Here is a 17,775-nt window from a genome sequence, read left to right as displayed (position 1 = left end):
TTTAGCGTCCCAGGAAAAGCGTCCACGGGCCTGCCCGTGAGGAGGCGCCATCCGCCATGCGCTCCCAGCTCCCACTTCGTTCTTTCGTGTGCGTTTCGGCCGCTGTTCTGCCACTGGCCTCTCTCGTGCTGGCGTCGGTGCAGGGGACGGTTTCCGCGCGCCCTCTCGGGGTGGCGCCGCCCGGGGACGTCCATGCCTATCTCGATGATCCGGAGATGATCGGGGAAGGGCAGGAGCCGGCGCATTCCGTGCTGCGACCCGGTGACGAGCGGCGGTGGACGCGGTCGCTGGACGGGGAATGGCGGCTCACGGTCGTCGATCGGCCGGGGGACGTGCCCGCGGGTTTCTTCGGTGAGGGGTACGACACGTCCGGGTGGCCCAAGGTGAAGGTGCCGCACACGTGGCAGAGCGATCGGCTCGACCATCCGGTGTTCCGGAACATCCCGACCGAGATCTGGCCGGACGATCCGCCTCGGGTGCCGCGTGACATCAACCCGACGGGCGCGTATGTGAAGCGGCTGGAGGTTCCCAAGGATTGGGAGGGGCGGCGCACGTTCCTGCGATTCGAGGGTGTGACCAGTGCGTACTTCGTGTGGGTGAACGGGCGGTACGTGGGCTATGACCAAGGGGGTTACACGCCCGCGGAGTTCGACATCAGCGAGGATGTGCGGCCTGGTGGCAACACGGTGGCGGTGCAGGTGCACAGGTGGAGTGCCGGCTCTTACCTGGAGGACGTGGACCAGTGGCGTTACAGCGGCATCTTCCGTTCGGTGTGGGCGTACTCGACTCCCAAGACCTTTGTTCGGGATGCGTACATCACCACGGATTTGGACGAGTCGTATAGGGACGCGACGCTCAACACGACGCTGACCCTGGCGAGCAAGGGCGGAACGCAGGGCGAGCACACCGTGAAGGGGACCCTTTTCGGCCCGGACGGTCGTCTTGTGACGGCTTTTGCTGGGCGGGTGAATGTAGGGGGTGACGGCGCGAGGTTGCGGATGAGCGCGCCCGTTTCCAATCCGGCGAAATGGAGTGATGAGACGCCCTCGCTCTATAGGTTGCGGCTGGAGCTGTCCGGGCCTTCGGGTGTCGTCCATAGCGTCTGGGAGGATGTGGGCTTCCGCGAGATCGAGGTCAGGGACCGGCGGTTGCTGGTGAACGGGAAGCGCGTCCTCATCAAGGGCGTGAACCGTCCCGAGACCGATCCCGACACCGGACGGCACCAGACGCGCCGGCGCCAGGAAGCGGATGTCGCGCTGATGGAACGCCTCAACATCAACGCGGTCCGGACGGCGCACTACCCGTCCGATCCCTACTTCTACGAGCTGGCCGACAAGCACGGTCTCTACATCGACGACGAGGTCGACATCGAGACCCACAACTACGAGAACTGCACCAGGCCCGCGGGTGACCGGCGCGACTGCCTGGCGGACCGGCCCGAATGGCAGAAGGCGTTCCTCGAACGCTTCCAGGCGATGGTGGCGCGTGACAAGAACCATCCAAGCGTCTTCCTGTGGGACACCGGGAACGAGGCGGGCCTCGGCCAGGCGCACACGAAAATGGCGGAGTGGGCGCGCGAGACCGATCCGACGCGGCCGCTGTATCACCAGTCCAACAGTCCCGATGGCGACGCCCCGTTCGCGGACGTCTGGGGGCCGCGCTATCCCACTCCGGCGCGGCTGGAGCAGCAGGCGGCGGCCACGACCAAGCCCATCATCATGGGGGAGTACGCCCACGCGATGGGCAACAGCCTGGGCAACTTCCGTGAATTCTGGGAGGTCATACGCCGCCACCCGCAAACCCAAGGTGGTTTCATCTGGGATTGGGCGGAGGCCAACCTGCGGCACCCGCTCATCACCACTCCCGACTCTTCGGGCAACGGCATCCTGGCGTGGACGCAGGGGCTGCCAAGAACGGTCGACGGGCACAGAGGTAAGGCGCTCTACTTCTCCGGCCTGGACGATTTCGTCGAGGTCTACCGGGACCGCAGGCTCGACCTCATCGGGAACGCCGTCACCCTCGACTCGTGGGTCAAGCCCGTCCGCCCGTGGTCCGGCGACTTCACCATCATGACGAAGGGCGACCACCAGTACGGCCTCAAGATGTCGAACGAGACCACCCTAGAGTTCTACATCTTCAGCGGGGGCACCTGGCGTACCGTCCGCGCGCCCGTGCCGTCCAACTGGTACGACACCTGGCACCGGGTCACCGGGACCTATGACGGCACCGCACTGCGCCTTTACGTGGACGGGCGGGAGGCCGCCCGCGTCGCGTACTCGGGCACCATCGACTGGTCGTCAGGTGATGTCAACATCGGCCGGAACTCCGGCACCATGCAGGACAACTACAGCGGTCGCATGGCGCACGGAACGATCGACGAAGTCCGCATTTACGGCCGTGCCCTCACACCGGGCGAGCTGGGTTCCGGCGCGGATCCGGCCGGCGACGCCGTACTCGCTCTCAATTTCGACCAGTTCACGCGGAAGGGCGGCTTCCTTTCCAACGGGCAGAGCCTTTCCGGAGTGGACGGGCTGGTCGGCGCCGACCGTTACCTCCAACCCGAACTCGCCCAGCTCGCCTGGGTGCAATCGCCGATCCGTGTCACCCGGACGGACGACGGTGTCGCGGTCACCAGCGAGCGCGCCTTCGCCGGCACGTCCGACCTGCAATTGCGGTGGCGCTACAGCGAAGGCAAGCGTGTCATCCGTTCCGGTACGCGAGCGCTCGACCTGAAACCCGGGGGAACGGCTCAGGTGGCGATCCCACCCGCCCCGTCCGAGAACGAGCGGTGGCTGACGGTCGATGTCGTCCTGAACAGGAATACGTGGTACGCGCCGTCCGGCCATGTCGTCGGCTTCGGCCAGTTCTCCGCCGGTGGAACGAAGGTCCCCGGCATTAAGAAACCCGCGACGGGCGCGGTCTCCACGTTGCGGAACGGCGACGAGATCATCGTCACCGGCCGCGATTTCCGCTACGTCTTCGACCGCGCCAAGGGCACGCTCACCTCGATGCGCTACAGGGGGACCGAGCTCCTCCGCACCGGCCCGGAACTGGACGTGTGGCGCCCGCCCATCAGCAACGAGACCTACACCTGGGGCAACGCCGAAGGCGAGGACTGGCGCAAGGCAGGGCTTGACCGCCTCACCACCACACCAGGTGAGATAACGGTGACCCCGGACGGCTCCAGCGGAGTGACCGTCCAGATCGCCAGCCGGGTCAACGGCACCGGCGGTGCCTTCTTCGAGCAGACCGCCACCTATGCCATCGACGGCTCCGGCCAGATCGACCTGAGACACCGGGTCGTGCCGCAGGGCAGCGCACGCACCCTGCCCTATCTCGCCAGAGTCGGCTACACGCTCAAGCTGCCGGACCGCTACAAGTCCTTCGCCTGGTACGGCCGCGGCCCCGTCGAGAACTACAACGACCGCAAGGACGGCACCCGCATGGGCGTGTGGTCGTCATCCGTCGACCAGCAGTACGTCTCGTACTACCGCCCCCAAGACCACGGCAACCATGACGACGTGCGCTGGGCCATGCTCACCGATGGCCGCGCGGGACTCCTGGTGGCCGGAGACCTGGAGGTCAGCGTCACCCCGTACGACGACCTGGATCGCGCGCTCTACCCGTTCGCTCTCCAACGCAACCCGGGTTGGAACACCCTCCACGTGAACCACGCGGTGTCCGGTGTGGGCGACACCCCCAACCCGGTGCGTCCCGAGTACCAGGTCCGCCCCGACCGGACGTACACCTACACCACCGTCCTGCGCCCCGTCACCCCCGACGAGGCACGCGGGAACGCGGTCGTCACGCCACGATGAGGAGGGGGTTCTCCAGGATCTCGGCGAGGCGGGCGAGGAAGGCCGCGCCGGTGGCGCCGTCGGTGGCGCGGTGGTCCACCGACAGGGTCAGCGCCAGCCGCTTGCCCGGGACGACCTGACCGTCGCGGACGACCGGCTCGTCCCGTACCGCGCCGACCGCCAGGATCGCCGCCTCCGGCGGGTTGATCACGGCGGCGAAGCTGCCGACCCCGTACATGCCCAGGTTGCTGACGCTGAACGTGCCGCCGCTCATCTCCTGCGCGGTCAGCTTGCCCTCCCTGGCCTTGGCGGCCAGCGCACGCGTCTCCTCGCCGATCCGCGACACGCTCTTGCGGTCGGCGTCCCTGATCACGGGCACCAGCAGGCCGTCCTCCACCGCGACCGCGACGCCGATGTTGATCCGCTCGTGGAAGACCAGATCCTCTTCGGTGTAGGACACGTTCACCGCCGGATGCTCGCGCAGCGCGGTGGCGGCGGCCTTCACGATCAGGTCGTTCACGCTGACCTTCGCCGGGGCCAGCGCCGCGTTCAGCTCGGCACGGAACTCCAGCAGCCGCTCGGCGTCCACCTCCCGGCTGAGGTAGAAGTGCGGCGCGTTCCGCTTGCTCTCGGTGAGCCGGCGTGCCGCGACCTTGCGGAACCGGTTGAGCGGAACGCGGCGTACGTCCTCGTCCGCAGCCGGAGCAGTAGCCGGGGCCGGAGCCGGGGTCACGGCCGCGGGAGCAGGTGCCGGGGTGGCCTCAGGCGCGGGTGCGGGGGCGGTGTTGCGGATGGCGGCCTCGATGTCGGCGCGCACGATCCGTCCACCGGGCCCGCTGCCGGTGAGCGTCGACAGGTCGATCCCGTGGTCGCGGGCCAGCCTGCGTGCCAGCGGCGAGGACGGCGGGCGCGTCCCACGCGGCGTCCGGACCGGGGCCGGGGCGGCAGGAGGGGGAGCCGCGGGAGCGGGCGCGGAGGCCGCGGCGGCGGGGGCCGCGACGGTCTCCTTCGCCGGAGCCTCGACCTTGGTGCCCTCCGGGACGATGACGGCGATGGGGGTGCCGATGGCGGCGGTCTCGCCCTCGCCGACGAGGATCTCGCCGAGCACGCCGGCCTCGTACGCCTCGTACTCCATCACGGCCTTGTCGGTCTCGATGTCGACGAGCACGTCGCCGACGGCGATCGGGTCTCCGGGCTTCTTCTGCCAGGAGCTGATCACGCCCTCCTCCATCGTGTCGGAGAGCCGGGGCATGAGGATCTCGGTCATGGGGCGGTGGTCTCCAGTGCGGCGCGGCCGGTCGCGCGCAGGGTGTCGCGGACGGCGGTGAGCAGGGAGCCGGCGGAGGGCAGCGCGGCCGTCTCCAGCGGCTTGGCGTACGGCAGCGGCACCTCGGCCATGGCGACGCGGCGGACGGGCGCGTCGAGCCAGTCGAAGGCGCCCTCCTGGATGGTGGCGGCGATCTCCGCGCCGATGCCGTAGGTCAGCCAGTCGTCCTCGGCGACGACGGCGCAGCCGGTGCGCCGCACCGACTCCACGATCGTCTCGCGGTCCAGGGGACGCAGGCTGCGCAGGTCCACGACCTCGGCGGAGACGCCCTCGGCCGCCAGCGTCTCGGCCACCTCCAGGGCCACGTGCGCCATCCGCGAGTAGCCGATGATGGTGATGTCGGTGCCGGGACGGGTGACGGCGGCCCGGCCGATCTCGGCGGGCTCGATCAGCGCGGGCTCGGCGGGCAGCTCGCCCTTGGTGTTGTAGAGCGCGAGGTTCTCCAGGAACAGCACCGGGTCGTCGTCCCGGATCGCGGCCTTGAGCATCGCCGACGCCTCCGCCGGGGTGGAGGGTGCGACCACCTTCAGGCCGGGGACGAACGAGTAGAACAGCTCCACGTTCTGCGAGTGGGTGGCGCCGAGCTGCTGGCCCCCGCCGCCCGGGGTGCGGATGACCAGCGGGACGCTCGCCTGCCCGCCGAACATTCCGTAGATCTTGGCGGCATGGTTGACGATCTGGTCCAGCGCCAGCAGCGAGAAGTTGATCGTCATGATCTCGACGACCGGGCGCAGCCCCAGCATGGCCGCGCCGATGGCGGCGCCGACGAAGCCCTCCTCGGCGATGGGGGTGTCGCGGACCCGGCGCGGGCCGAACTCCTTGAGCAGCCCCTCGGTGATCTTGTACGAGCCCTCGAAGACGCCGATCTCCTCGCCCATCAGGAAGACGTTCTCGTCCCTGAGCATCTCGGCGCGGAGCGTTTCCCTGAGGGCCTGGCGGTAGGTGATGGGTGCCATGACGACGCGACTCCTCAGGAACGGAAGACGGGGTCGGCGGGCAGGCGGCGCTGCTCACCGGGGACGGGGGTGGCGTAGGTGTAGTCGAACAGCGTGGAGACCTCCGGCTCGGGGCTCTGGTCGGCGAACGCGGCGGCGGCCTCGACCTCGGCGGTGACCTCGGCGTCCAGCGCGTCCCTCGCCTCGGCCGTCAGCACGCCGTCCTTCTCCAGCCGGTCGGCGAGGGCGGCGACCGGGTCCCGCTCCAGCAGGGCCTGCCGCTCCTCCTTGCTGCGGTAGCGGGCCGGGTCGACGACGGAGTGGCCGCGCAGCCGGGGACTGACGGTCTCCAGCAGGTAGGGGCGGGACCGCGAGCGGGCGTGCTCGACGGCGACCCGCGCCGCGTCCCGGACGGCGATCACGTCGGTGCCGTCCACGCGGGCGCTGTCCATGCGGTACGCGGTGCCGCGCCGGTACAGCTCCGGCTCGGCGGCGGACGCCTCGACCGGGGTGCCCATGCCGAGCCCGTTGTTGACCACGACGAACACGACGGGCAGGTCCCAGAGCGCCGCGATGTTCAGCGACTCGTGGAAGGCGCCGATGGCGGCGGTGCCGTCGCCCATCTGGCACATCACGACCTCGTCGCCGCCCTTGTAGGTCACGGCGAGGGCGGCGCCGGTGGCCAGCGGGACCTGCCCGCCGACGATGCCGTACCCGCCGAGCAGCCGCGCCTGCGCGTCGAACATGTGCATGGAGCCGCCCCAGCCCTTGGACACGCCGGTGGAGCGGCCGTACAGCTCGGCCATGACGCGCTCGGCGGAGATCCCCTTGGCCAGCGCGTAGCCGTGCTCGCGGTAGTTGGTGAACAGGTAGTCGGTGGGGCGCAGCGCCGCCATCAGGCCGACGACGGTGGCCTCCTCGCCGAGGTTGAGGTGGCAGTAGCCGCCGATCTTGGCCTCGGTGTAGGCGCGCGCGGCGCGCTCCTCGAAGCGGCGGATCACCAGCATCCGCCGGTAATAGCCGACCAGTTCCTCCGGGTCGGGGGCGGTCGTCGCGCCCGTCCCGGATCCGGTGCCCGCTCCGGTGCGGGGGGCGGACGTCCGGCGGGGGCGGGCCCTGGTGGTCTCGGCCATCGGCGTTCTCTCCTCGGCTCAAGAGCGGCCCGCGGGGTCACCGCGGGGCTCCATCGATCATCATTGATCAATGATCGATCATTACGGTTCCAGTATGCACCCACGGGGCGGCGGACGGAACGGCCGCCAACCGGCCGACTCCCGTCTGACCTCTACCATTGTCGCGTGAACGAGTCAGCTCAGCTGTTGCGCACCGGTCTGGCCGACCAGATCAGGGAGTTCATCGTCGAGGGCATCAGCTCGGGTCGCTGGGAGCCGGGCGAGCGCCTCGTCGAGCGCCGGATCGCCACCGAGCTGGGCGTCAGCCAGGGCCCGGTCCGCGAGGCGCTGCGCCAACTGGAGGCGCTGCGGCTGGTGGAGAGCCTGCCCAACAGGGGCGCCCGGGTCCGCGCGTTCACCGAGCGCGACCTGGGGGAGATCTTCCCGGTGCGGGCCGGGCTGGAGCGCACCGCCGCCGAGCTGGCGCTGCCCCGCCTGGCCGAGCGGGTGGACGCGCTCGAACGGCACAACGCGCTGCTCGCGCAGGCCGCCGAGTCCGGCGACCTGCACGCCCAGATGCGGCTGAGCATCGAGTTCCACCGCGAGGTGGTGCAGACCGCCGGCAACCGGCTGCTGATGTCGGTGTGGGAGTCGCTGGGCATCGAGCTGTGGACGACCCTGTCCCTGCGGCTGCACAGGACGGAGATCTATTCCAAGTCGGCCGAGCACGCCCGGCTCATCGACGCCTTCCGCCGCCGGGACCCGGACGCGCCGAAGCTGCTCCATGACCATGTCATGAACTACGCGCCTTGATCATTTTCCGCTCCGCCCGGGCGGATGGATTGTGCGGTGGCTCACGGCGGTTTAGTCTGCTCACGATCGCAAGCCCTCGAAATGTTTTCGCAAGTTTTCGGCGCCGCGGCGCATGACCGCGCGGAGGAGGGGCAGTGCTCGTCGCCGGGATCGATTCCTCGACGCAGTCGGTCAAGGTCCTGCTGTGTGACGCCGCGGACGGGACGGTGGTCGGCTCGGCCACCGCGCCGCATCCGGACGGCACCGAGTGCCATCCCCGGCACTGGTGGGAGGCCCTCGGATCGGCCCGGGACCTGCTGGAACGGGCGGATGCCGTCGCGGTGGCCGCGCAGCAGCACGGGATGGTGGCGCTGGACGAGAACGGCGAGGTGATCCGCCCGGCGCTGCTGTGGAACGACACCCGCTCGGCGCCGCAGGCCCGCGCGCTCACCGAGGAGCTCGGCGGCCCCAAGGCGTGGGCGGAGCGCACCGGCAGCGTGCCCGTCGCGTCCTTCACCGTGACCAAGCTGCGCTGGATGGCCGAGAACGAGCCGGAGAACGCGCGGCGCACCGCGGCGGTGATGCTGCCGCACGACTGGCTGACCCTGCGGCTGGGCGCGCCCGAGCCCGCCACCGACCGTGGCGACGCCTCCGGCACCGGCTACTGGTCGCCCGCCGAGGGCCGCTACCTGCCGGAGTTCGTCCGCGCCGCGCTCGGGCACGTGCCCGAGCTGCCGCGGGTGGCCGGTCCCGCCGAGACCGTCGGGGAGACGCCCTGGGGCGGGCGGCTGGCCCCGGGCACCGGCGACAACATGGGCGCGGCGCTGGGCCTCGGCCTGGGCGAGGGCGACCTGGTGGTGTCGATCGGCACGTCCGGGACGGCCTTCGCGGTCTCCGGCGCCCCGGCCGCCGACCCGTCCGGGCTGGTCGCCGGGTTCGCCGACGCGTCCGGCCGGTTCCTGCCGCTGGTCGCCACGCTGAACGCGGCCCGCGTGCTGACCTCCGCCGCCGCGCTGACCGGCGCGAGCCTGGACGAGCTGGCCGAGCTCGCGCTGGCCGCCGAGCCGGGCGCGGGCGGCATCGCCCTCCTGCCCTACCTGGACGGCGAGCGGACGCCCAACCGTCCCCGGGCCACCGGCGTGCTGACCGGGCTGACCACGTCCAACGCCTCCCGCGAGAACCTGGCCAGGGCCGCGGTCGAGGCGCTGCTGTGCTCGCTCGCCGACGCGGCGGACCATCTGGCCGCCCAGGGCGTGCGGCCCCGGCGTACGCTGCTGATCGGTGGCGGCGCCCGGTCCGCCGCCGTCCAGGCCCTGGCTCCCGCGATCTTCGGCACGCCGGTCACGGTGCCCGAGCCCGGCGAGTACGTGGCGCTCGGCGCCGCCAGGCAGGCCGCGTGGGCGCTGGCCGGGACGCCCGAGCCGCCGCGCTGGCCCGCCGCCCCCGCCACCAAGTTCACCGCGACCGACGCCGACAGGGCGGCGGCCGAGGAGGTCCGCGGCAGGTACGCCGCGCTACGCGACACCAGCGAGACCCTTGGAGGGGACAGTTCATGAGCGACGACCGTTACACCCCGCGGCCTGAGGACAGGTTCTCCTTCGGGATCTGGACGGTGGGCTGGCAGGGGGTGGACGTGTTCGGTCCCGCGACCCGGGCGCCCATGCCCGCCGACCGGGCGGTGCGCAAGCTGGCCGAGATCGGCGCGTACGGGGTCAACTTCCACGACAACGACGTGTTCGACTTCGACGACACGGCGGCGGCCAGGGACCGGAAGATCTCCGCGTTCCGCAAGGCCCTGGAGGAGACCGGGCTGGTGGTGACCACCGCGACCACCAACCTGTTCGGCCACCCGATCTTCAAGGACGGCGCGTTCACCTCCAACGACCGGGACGTGCGCCGGTTCGCGCTGCGCAAGGTGATGGACAACGTGGACCTCGCCGCCGAGCTGGGCGCCAAGGTCTACGTGGCCTGGGGCGGGCGCGAGGGCGCCGAGTCCGGCGCGGCGAAGGACGTGCGGGCCGCGCTGGACCGTTACAAGGAAGCCTTCGACATCCTCGGCGACTACGTCCTGGAGAAGGGCTACGACCTGCGCTTCGCGATCGAGCCCAAGCCGAACGAGCCGCGCGGCGACATCCTGCTGCCGACCGTCGGGCACGCGCTCGCGTTCATCGACGAGCTGGAGCACCCCGAGCTGGTGGGCCTCAACCCCGAGGTCGGGCACGAGGAGATGGCCGGGCTCAACTACGCGCACGGGCTGGCCCAGGCGCTGTGGCACGGCAAGCTGTTCCACATCGACCTCAACGGCCAGAACGGCCCGCGCTACGACCAGGACCTGCGGTTCGGCGCCGGCAACGCGCGCGGCGCGTTCTGGGTGGTGGACCTGATCGACCAGAGCGACTACGACGGCCCGATCCACTTCGACTTCAAGCCGCCCCGCACCGAGGACGACGAGGGCGTATGGGTGTCGGCCGCCGCCTGCATGCGCAACTGGCTGATCCTGCGGGAGCGGGTGCGGGCGTTCCGCGCCGACCCCGAGGTGCAGGAGGCGCTGCGCGCGGCCCGGGTGGACGAGCTGTCCGTCCCGACCCTGGCCGAGGACGAGACCTGGCGGTCGGTCCGCGACTTCACCCCCGACATCGACGCCCTCGCCAAGCGCGGCGCGGCCTTCGAGCGCCTGGACCAGCTCGCCCTGGAGCACCTCTACGGCGCCCGCTGATCTGCCGCCGGGCCGGGTCCCGCCCACAGCCCCGGCCCGGCGGTGGCCAATATGGGAGCGCTCCCATATATCGCCGCAGGTCAGCGACTTGTCCGGAAAATGGGGGTCGCGTCCCTCTTGTGCGGTGTCGCCGGTGCGCTTACTATCCGGGCGATCCCTAGTCGAAGCGCTTCGATTGACCGGGGCCCTCGACCCCCACCCGGAGGAGCACCCATGATCAAGGCACGCAGGGGCGCGGCGCTGACGGCCGCGCTCGCCGCGGGGTCACTGGCGCTGACGGCGCTGGCCGCCTGCGGAGGCGGCGGCGAGTCCGACCCGAACGAGCTGCGCCTGTGGCACTACGAGTCGCCGGACAGCGCCATGGGCGTGGCCTGGAACCAGGCGATCAAGGAGTTCGAGCGCACCCACCCCGGCGTCAAGGTGAAGTTCGAGGAGAAGGGCTTCGAGCAGATCCAGAAGACCGCGCCGATGGTCCTCAACTCCAAGGACGCCCCCGACGTCATGGAGTACAACAAGGGCAACGCGACCGCCGGGCTCCTGTCCAAGCAGGGCCTGCTGGAGGACATGACCGCCGAGGTCGCCAAGCGCGGCTGGGACAAGCTGCTCGCGCCCAACATCCAGGTCACCTCGAAGTACGACGCCAGGGGCACGATGGGCGGCGACAAGTGGTTCGGCGTCCCCAACTACGCCGAGTACCTCGTCGTCTACTACAACAAGGACCTCTTCGAGCGGCACGACGTGAAGGTGCCCACCACCTACCCCGAGCTGCTCGCCGCGATGGACGCCTTCGTCGCCAAGGGAATGACCCCGTTCGCCAACGCCGGGGCCGAGTACATGGCGCAGCAGTTCATCTACCAGCTCGCCCTCGACCGGGCGAATCCCGCCTGGGTCGACGCCTACCAGCGCTACACGGTGAAGGCGAACCTGACCGACCCGGCCTGGACCTACGCCGCCACCACCTTCGCCGACTGGGTGAAGAAGGGGTACATCGCGCGCAGCTCGGTGGGCGGCAAGGCCGAGGACGCGGGGTCGGCGTTCATGCGCGGCGACTACCCGATGATGTTCTCCGGGAGCTGGTGGTTCGGCCGCGTCGCCAAGACCGTCCGGTTCGACTGGGACACCTTCGTCTGGCCCGGCTCGAAGCTGACCCTCGGATCGGGCGGCAACCTGTGGGTGATCCCGAAGGGCTCGAAGAACAAGAAGCTGGCCTACGACTTCATCGACATCACGATGAAGAAGCAGATCCAGAACGCGCTGGGCAACGCGGGCGGCATCCCGGTCGCGGCCGACCCGCAGGCCATCACCGACCCGAGGACCAAGCGGCTCGTCGAGAACTTCGACTCGCTGTCGCGGAACAGCGGGCTGGCCTACTACCCCGACTGGCCGGTTCCCGCGTTCTACGACAAGTGGGTGGCGGCCGGCCAGAAGATCATGAACGGCTCCGGCTCGCCCGCCTCCATCCTCGGGGAGGTCCAGCGGGCCTATGACGACGGCGTGCCCAAGTGACCGCGACGACCTGGAGGCGGGACCGGCTCGGGTACCTGCCGTACCTGGTTCCCGGGCTGGTGCTGTTCACCGGTGTGATCGGCGTGCCGTTCGCGATGAACGTGGCGGTGAGCCTCACCGAGTGGGACGGCGTCGGCACCCCCGGCTGGGTCGCCCTCGCCAACTACCGGGAGCTGGCCGGCGACGGGGAGTTCTGGTCCTCGTTCCGTAACAACGTCCTGGTGATCGTGGCGATGGCGGTCGTGCCGACCGGGATCGGGCTGGTCCTGGCGGCGTTGCTGACCGACCTGGTGGACCGCCATTTCGGCCCGCGCCCCGCCAGCGTCCTGCGCGCCTGCCTCTACCTGCCGCAGGTGCTGCCGATCGTGATCGCGGGCGTGGTGTGGTCGTGGCTGCTCGACCCCGACGACGGTGCGGTCAACGCGGTGCTGGGCGCGGTGGGCCTGGACGCGCTGGCCCACGACTGGCTCGGCGACCCCGCCACCGCGCTGTGGACGGTCATGGTCGTCATGGTGTGGGTGCAGATCGGGTTCCCGCTGGTGGTGTTCATGTCCGGGCTGCAGCGGGTGGATCCGTCCCTGTACGAGGCGGCCGAGATCGACGGGGCGTCCTGGGCGCGCCGGTTCTGGCACGTGACGGTGCCGCAGATCCGTCCGGAGATCTTCGTGGTGCTGCTGTGGACGACCATCGCCGCGCTCAAGGTGTTCGGCCCGATCTACGTGCTGACCAAGGGCGGCCCCGGCGGCGCGACCAACGTCCCGTCGTACTACTCGTACCAGAACTTCTTCGACAAGACCGATGTCGGGTACGGCGCCGCGATCTCGACCGTGCTGACCCTCATCATCGTCGCGCTGACCGTGGTGTTCCTGCGCGCGCAGAACGCCGCCGAGCCGGAGCCGTCATGACCGAGCGGAGTGCGGGGACGATCGCGGCCCGCGCCGGCGGTGTTCCGGCGCTGGGCCGGCGCGGCGGCGGGAAGCGGCGCCGCGGCCCGTCGGCGTACGCGACGCTGGTGGCGCTGGTCGCGCTCGCCGCGGTCATGCTGATCCCGTTCGCCGTGGTGCTGCTCAACGCGGTGAAGACGCCGGAGGACTACTCGGCGAACGGCCCGCTGGCGCCGCCGGAGAGGGTGAGCCTCGACGCCATCACCGGGTTCTGGGAGCGCGTCGGCTTCGGGCAGGTGCTGCTCAACAGCGCGCTGATCAGCGGGTCGGTGGCGGTCCTGGCGGTGTTGCTGTCGGTGCTGAACGCCTACGCCCTGGGCATCGGGCGGATCAAGGGCCGGATGTGGGTGCTGGCCGTGCTGCTGCTGGCCAACACGCTGCCGCAGGAGTCCCTGGTCTACCCCCTGTACTACCTGGCCAAGCAGGTGGGCCTGTACGACACCAGGCTCAGCGTGATCATCGTGTTCACGGTGATCCAGAGCGCCTTCGGCACCTACCTGCTGTCCTCCGTGCTGGGCGCGTTCCCCCGCCCGCTGCTGGAGGCGGCGCGGATCGACGGCGCCGGGCGCTGGCGCGTGCTGTGGCAGGTGGTGGTGCCGGTGGTCCGGCCCACGCTCGCGGTGCTGGCGGTGTTCTTCTTCGTCTGGACCTGGAACGAGTTCCTGATCCCGCTGGTCTTCCTCGTCAGCAACGACAACCAGACGGTGTCGGTCGCGCTGGGCGTGCTCCAGGGCCAGCGGCTCATGGACGCGACCATGTCCAGCGCCGCCTCGCTGCTCGGGCTGCTGCCCACCGTGGCCTTCTTCCTGATCTTCCAGCGCACCCTGTCCCGCGGGCTCACCGCGGGCGCCGTCAAATGACCAGTAAGGGGCTCGATGAAGTTCACCGACGGTTACTGGAGGATGCGGGAGGGCGTGCGGGCGTCGTACCCGGTCGAGATGCTCGACTGCGCGGCGCCCGCGCCCGGCTCCCTGGTCGTGCACGCGCCCGTCCAGCGCATCCGGCACCGCGGCGACCTGCTGCAGGGGCCGCTGGTCACGATCGCGTGCACGGCCGCCGCGCCTGACGTGATCGGCGTGACCATCACCCACTTCGCGGGGGAGGAGCCGCGCGGCCCCGCGTTCGCCCTGGCCACCGACCCGCCACCGGACGCGGAGGTCGCCATCACCGACGAGGCGGCCAGCCTCACCTCGGGCGCGCTCACCGTACGGTTCGGACGCGGCGAGCACTGGGGCATGGACGTCCTCGCCGGAGGCCGCAGGCTGACCGGCACCCGTCCCAAATCCACCGCGGTCATCGACACCGAGGACGGCCGCCACTACGTGCGGGAGCAGCTCGACCTCGGCGTCGACCACCACGTGTACGGGCTGGGCGAACGGTTCGGCCCGCTGGTGCGCAACGGCCAGCAGGTGGACATCTGGAACGCCGACGGCGGCACGGCCAGCGAGCAGGCGTACAAGAACGTGCCGTTCCTCCTGACCGACGCCGGCTACGGGGTGTTCGTCGACCATCCGGGCCTGGTGTCGTTCGAGGTGGCCTCGGAGGCGGTGGCGCGGACGCAGTTCTCGGTCGAGGGCCAGTCGATGCGCTACTTCCTCATCTACGGGCCGACGCCGAAGGAGATCCTGCGCAAGTACACGGCGCTGACCGGGCGTCCCGCCCGCGTGCCCGGCTGGTCGTTCGGGCTGTGGCTGTCCACCTCGTTCACCACCTCCTACGACGAGGCGACCGTCACGGGCTTCATCGACGGGATGGCCGAGCGCGACCTGCCGCTGAGCGTCTTCCATTTCGACTGCTTCTGGATGCGCGAGTTCCAGTGGTGCGACTTCGAATGGGACCCGCGGGTGTTCCCCGACCCGCCCGGCATGCTGCGCCGCCTCAAGGAACGCGGGCTGCGGATCTCGGTCTGGATCAACCCGTACATCGCGCAGCTCTCCCCGCTGTTCGCGGAGGCGAAGGAGCGTGGCTACCTGCTCCGGCGCCCGAACGGGGACGTGTGGCAGTGGGACCTGTGGCAGCCGGGCATGGCGGTCGTCGACTTCACCAACCCCGAGGCGCGCGAATGGTACGCGGCGAAACTGGACGCGCTGCTGGAGATGGGCGTCGACTGCTTCAAGACCGACTTCGGGGAGCGCATCCCCACCGACGTCGTCTACTTCGACGGTTCCGACCCGGAACGCGCGCACAACTACTACACCTACCTCTATAACCGGACGGTCTTCGAGCTGCTGCGCAAGCGGCGGGGCGAGGACGAGGCGGTGGTGTTCGCGCGTTCGGCCACCGCGGGCGGGCAGCGCTTTCCCGTGCACTGGAGCGGCGACTCGGAATCGACGTTCGAGGGGATGGGGGAGAGCCTGCGCGGCGGCCTCTCCCTGGGCCTGTCGGGGTTCGGCTACTGGAGCCACGACATCGGCGGTTTCGAGGGGACGCCGGACGCGGGGCTGTTCAAACGCTGGATCGCGTTCGGGCTGCTGTCGTCCCACAGCCGCCTGCACGGCAGCCGCTCCTACCGCGTGCCGTGGCTCTTCGACGAGGAGTCGGTGGACGTCCTGCGGCTCTTCACCCGCCTGAAGATGCGGCTCATGCCGTACCTGGCGGGCGCGGCACGGCAGGCCCACGAGGAAGGGCTGCCGATGATGCGCGCGATGATCCTGGAATTCCCGGACGACCCGGCCTGCACGCACCTCGAACGGCAGTACATGCTCGGCGACGATCTCCTGGTCGCGCCCGTCTTCACCGTGGAGGGCGACGTCGCGTACTACGTCCCCGACGGCGTCTGGACGCGCTACCTCACCGGCGAGCGCGTGCAGGGGGGACGCTGGGTGCGGGAACGGCACGGCTTCGACAGCGTGCCCCTGCTCGTCCGGCCCGGAGCGGTCATCCCCGAGGGCGCGGTCGACGACCGTCCCGACTACCCCCACGCGGAAGGCGTGACCCTGCGCGTGTACGAACCGCGGGACGGCGCGCGTGTCACCACCGAGGTCGCCGACGCCTCCTTCACCACCGCCCGCCAGGGCGGCGAGCTGCGCGTCACCGCCGAGAACGCGGGGGAGTGGAACGTCCTGCTCGTCAACACCGACCCCGCCTCCATCACCGTCCAGGGCGGCACCGTGACCGGCCACGACCAAGGCGCTCTCATCCGGGCCACCGACGCACACCTCCTCGTCACCCTGCAAGGGAACACCGAAGGGATCACTTCATGACGCCTCGGTCCGGACAAGGCGGCGGCAGCGCCCTGCCCGAAGGCTTCGTCTGGGGCGCCGCCACGGCGTCGTACCAGATCGAGGGCGCGGTGCACGAGGACGGCCGCGTCCCCTCGATCTGGGACACCTTCAGCCACACCCCGGGGAAGACCCTCAACGGCGACACCGGGGACGTGGCCACCGACCACTACCACCGCTGGCGCGAGGACGTCGCCTCCATGGCCGAGCTCGGCCTGGACGCCTACCGGTTCTCCATCGCCTGGCCGCGCGTCGCGTCCGGCGACCGGAGGGGCCTCGACTTCTACTCGCGGCTCGTCGACGCCCTGCTGGAGAACGGGATCGCGCCGTACGTCACCCTCTACCACTGGGATCTCCCGCAGGAGCTGGAGGACGCCGGCGGGTGGCCCGAGCGCTCGACCGCGTTCCGCTTCGCCGAGTACGCGGCGCAGGTGGCACGTGTCCTGGGCGACCGCGTCCACACGTGGACGACGCTGAACGAGCCGTGGTGCTCGGCGTTCCTCGGCTACGCCGCCGGGGTGCACGCGCCCGGACGTACCGACCCGGCCGCCGCGCTCGCCGCCGCGCACCACCTCAACCTGGCGCACGGCCTGGCGTCGCGGGAGCTGCGCGCGGCCGCTCCCGCCGCGCAGCACTCGATCACCCTCAACCTCCATCACCTGCGCGGCGAGCCCGAGGCGGTACGGCGCGTGGACGCCGTCGCCAACCGGGTCTTCCTGGACCCCCTCACCGGCCGGGGCTACCCGTCCGACCTGCTGGAGGACACCGCCGCGATCACCGACTGGGGGTTCGTCCGGGACGGCGACGAGAAGACGATCGCCGCGCCGCTCGACACGCTCGGCGTGAACTACTACTCGCCCACGCTCGTACGCATATGGGACGGCGCCTCGCCCCGCGACCACGCCGACGGCCACAAGCAGGGCGAGGCGTCGCCCTTCGTGGGCTGCGACGACGTGGAGTTCGTCGAGCAGCCGGGCCCGCGCACCGCGATGGGCTGGCCGGTGGACGCGACCGGCCTGGAGGAGCTGCTGCTGCGCCTGCACCGCGACCACCCGGGCCTGCCCCTGGTCATCACCGAGAACGGCGCCGCCTACCACGACGAGCCGACCCCGGACGGCCGCGTCCACGACACCGACCGGATCGCCTACTTCAACGACCACATCGCCGCGATGCGGCGCGCCATCGAGGACGGCGGCGTGGACGTGCGCGGCTACTTCGCCTGGTCGCTGCTGGACAACTTCGAGTGGGCCTACGGCTACGACCGCCGCTTCGGCCTGATCCACGTCGACTACGCCACCGGCGAGCGGCGCTGGAAGGACAGCGCCCACTGGTACCGGCGGGCGATCGGCCGGGCCAGGCGGGGCGAGCTGCCATGAGCGGGCGGGGACGGGCCGGATCATGAGCGAGCCGGCGGCCCGGAGGCGG

At 70.7% G+C, this 17,775-nt stretch carries 12 protein-coding genes; 9 read left to right on the top strand and 3 right to left on the bottom strand.

The window, feature by feature from the left end:
* The first annotated feature begins 215 nt into the window (after positions 1-215).
* The gene (locus ACGWYJ_RS37015; protein WP_395111237.1) at positions 216-3,818 is read left to right on the top strand and encodes a glycoside hydrolase family 2 TIM barrel-domain containing protein; all 3,603 of its coding nucleotides are present in this window, start codon (positions 216-218) and stop codon (positions 3,816-3,818) included.
* Here the strand turns inward: ACGWYJ_RS37015 and ACGWYJ_RS37010 are convergent.
* The 3 genes from ACGWYJ_RS37010 to pdhA are packed head-to-tail and all read right to left on the bottom strand — an operon-like array spanning position 3,805 to position 7,192.
* Positions 3,805-5,064, bottom strand: a complete 1,260-nt coding sequence (locus tag ACGWYJ_RS37010) for a dihydrolipoamide acetyltransferase family protein (protein ID WP_395111236.1) — start codon at positions 5,062-5,064, stop codon at positions 3,805-3,807. The two genes, ACGWYJ_RS37015 and ACGWYJ_RS37010, sit on opposite strands and share 14 nt — an antisense overlap.
* On the bottom strand, positions 5,061-6,080 hold the full coding sequence (locus tag ACGWYJ_RS37005) for an alpha-ketoacid dehydrogenase subunit beta (RefSeq protein ID WP_395111235.1): 1,020 nt from the start codon (positions 6,078-6,080) through the stop codon (positions 5,061-5,063). Before ACGWYJ_RS37005 ends, ACGWYJ_RS37010 begins: the two co-directional genes overlap by 4 nt.
* A gap of 14 nt (positions 6,081-6,094) precedes the next feature.
* Complete coding sequence (pdhA, locus tag ACGWYJ_RS37000; protein WP_395111234.1) at positions 6,095-7,192, bottom strand: pyruvate dehydrogenase (acetyl-transferring) E1 component subunit alpha; 1,098 nt, start codon at positions 7,190-7,192, stop codon at positions 6,095-6,097.
* A gap of 165 nt (positions 7,193-7,357) precedes the next feature.
* On the opposite strand from pdhA, the gene ACGWYJ_RS36995 reads away from it, so the two are divergent.
* From ACGWYJ_RS36995 to ACGWYJ_RS36960, 8 genes are all read left to right on the top strand, one after another.
* Positions 7,358-7,984 carry a GntR family transcriptional regulator gene (locus ACGWYJ_RS36995; RefSeq protein WP_395111233.1) on the top strand — a complete coding sequence of 209 codons (627 nt, stop codon included), beginning with the start codon at positions 7,358-7,360 and terminating at the stop codon, positions 7,982-7,984.
* 134 nt (positions 7,985-8,118) lie between these two features.
* Positions 8,119-9,519 carry a xylulokinase gene (gene xylB / locus ACGWYJ_RS36990; RefSeq protein ID WP_395111232.1) on the top strand — a complete coding sequence of 467 codons (1,401 nt, stop codon included), beginning with the start codon at positions 8,119-8,121 and terminating at the stop codon, positions 9,517-9,519.
* The gene (gene xylA, locus ACGWYJ_RS36985; RefSeq protein ID WP_395111231.1) at positions 9,516-10,679 is read left to right on the top strand and encodes a xylose isomerase; all 1,164 of its coding nucleotides are present in this window, start codon (positions 9,516-9,518) and stop codon (positions 10,677-10,679) included. The genes xylB and xylA overlap by 4 nt, the downstream gene beginning before the upstream one ends.
* A gap of 213 nt (positions 10,680-10,892) precedes the next feature.
* A complete protein-coding gene (locus ACGWYJ_RS36980; RefSeq protein WP_395111230.1) occupies positions 10,893-12,185 on the top strand; it encodes an ABC transporter substrate-binding protein in 1,293 nt (430 codons plus the stop codon).
* A complete protein-coding gene (locus ACGWYJ_RS36975) occupies positions 12,182-13,090 on the top strand; it encodes a carbohydrate ABC transporter permease (RefSeq protein ID WP_395111229.1) in 909 nt (302 codons plus the stop codon). Before ACGWYJ_RS36980 ends, ACGWYJ_RS36975 begins: the two co-directional genes overlap by 4 nt.
* On the top strand, positions 13,087-13,989 hold the full coding sequence (locus ACGWYJ_RS36970; RefSeq protein WP_395111228.1) for a carbohydrate ABC transporter permease: 903 nt from the start codon (positions 13,087-13,089) through the stop codon (positions 13,987-13,989). The genes ACGWYJ_RS36975 and ACGWYJ_RS36970 overlap by 4 nt, the downstream gene beginning before the upstream one ends.
* Before the next feature lie 15 nt (positions 13,990-14,004).
* Positions 14,005-16,332 (top strand): alpha-xylosidase, encoded by a 2,328-nt coding sequence (yicI, locus tag ACGWYJ_RS36965; RefSeq protein WP_395111227.1) that lies wholly within the window; start codon positions 14,005-14,007, stop codon positions 16,330-16,332.
* Positions 16,329-17,726 (top strand): GH1 family beta-glucosidase, encoded by a 1,398-nt coding sequence (locus ACGWYJ_RS36960; RefSeq protein WP_395111226.1) that lies wholly within the window; start codon positions 16,329-16,331, stop codon positions 17,724-17,726. The genes yicI and ACGWYJ_RS36960 overlap by 4 nt, the downstream gene beginning before the upstream one ends.
* Positions 17,727-17,775 lie beyond the last annotated feature (49 nt).

Origin of the sequence: Actinomadura sp. SCN-SB (assembly GCF_043906805.1) — a bacterium.
In the GTDB taxonomy this organism is placed as follows: domain Bacteria; phylum Actinomycetota; class Actinomycetes; order Streptosporangiales; family Streptosporangiaceae; genus Spirillospora.
Note: the sequence above shows the minus strand (reverse complement) of the source record. Positions and strands in the feature narration are given on the sequence as shown.

Bases quoted from the DNA above. Each gene is read 5' to 3' on its own strand.
- ACGWYJ_RS36980 (WP_395111230.1), top strand. From the start codon at position 10,893: ATGATCAAGGCACGCAGGGGCGCGGCGCTGACGGCCGCGCTCGCCGCG.
- xylA (WP_395111231.1), top strand. From the start codon at position 9,516: ATGAGCGACGACCGTTACACCCCGCGGCCTGAGGACAGGTTCTCCTTC.
- pdhA (WP_395111234.1), bottom strand. From the start codon at position 7,192: ATGGCCGAGACCACCAGGGCCCGCCCCCGCCGGACGTCCGCCCCCCGC.
- ACGWYJ_RS37005 (WP_395111235.1), bottom strand. From the start codon at position 6,080: ATGGCACCCATCACCTACCGCCAGGCCCTCAGGGAAACGCTCCGCGCC.
- ACGWYJ_RS37010 (WP_395111236.1), bottom strand. From the start codon at position 5,064: ATGACCGAGATCCTCATGCCCCGGCTCTCCGACACGATGGAGGAGGGC.
- ACGWYJ_RS36960 (WP_395111226.1), top strand. From the start codon at position 16,329: ATGACGCCTCGGTCCGGACAAGGCGGCGGCAGCGCCCTGCCCGAAGGC.
- yicI (WP_395111227.1), top strand. From the start codon at position 14,005: ATGAAGTTCACCGACGGTTACTGGAGGATGCGGGAGGGCGTGCGGGCG.
- ACGWYJ_RS37015 (WP_395111237.1), top strand. From the start codon at position 216: ATGATCGGGGAAGGGCAGGAGCCGGCGCATTCCGTGCTGCGACCCGGT.
- ACGWYJ_RS36970 (WP_395111228.1), top strand. From the start codon at position 13,087: ATGACCGAGCGGAGTGCGGGGACGATCGCGGCCCGCGCCGGCGGTGTT.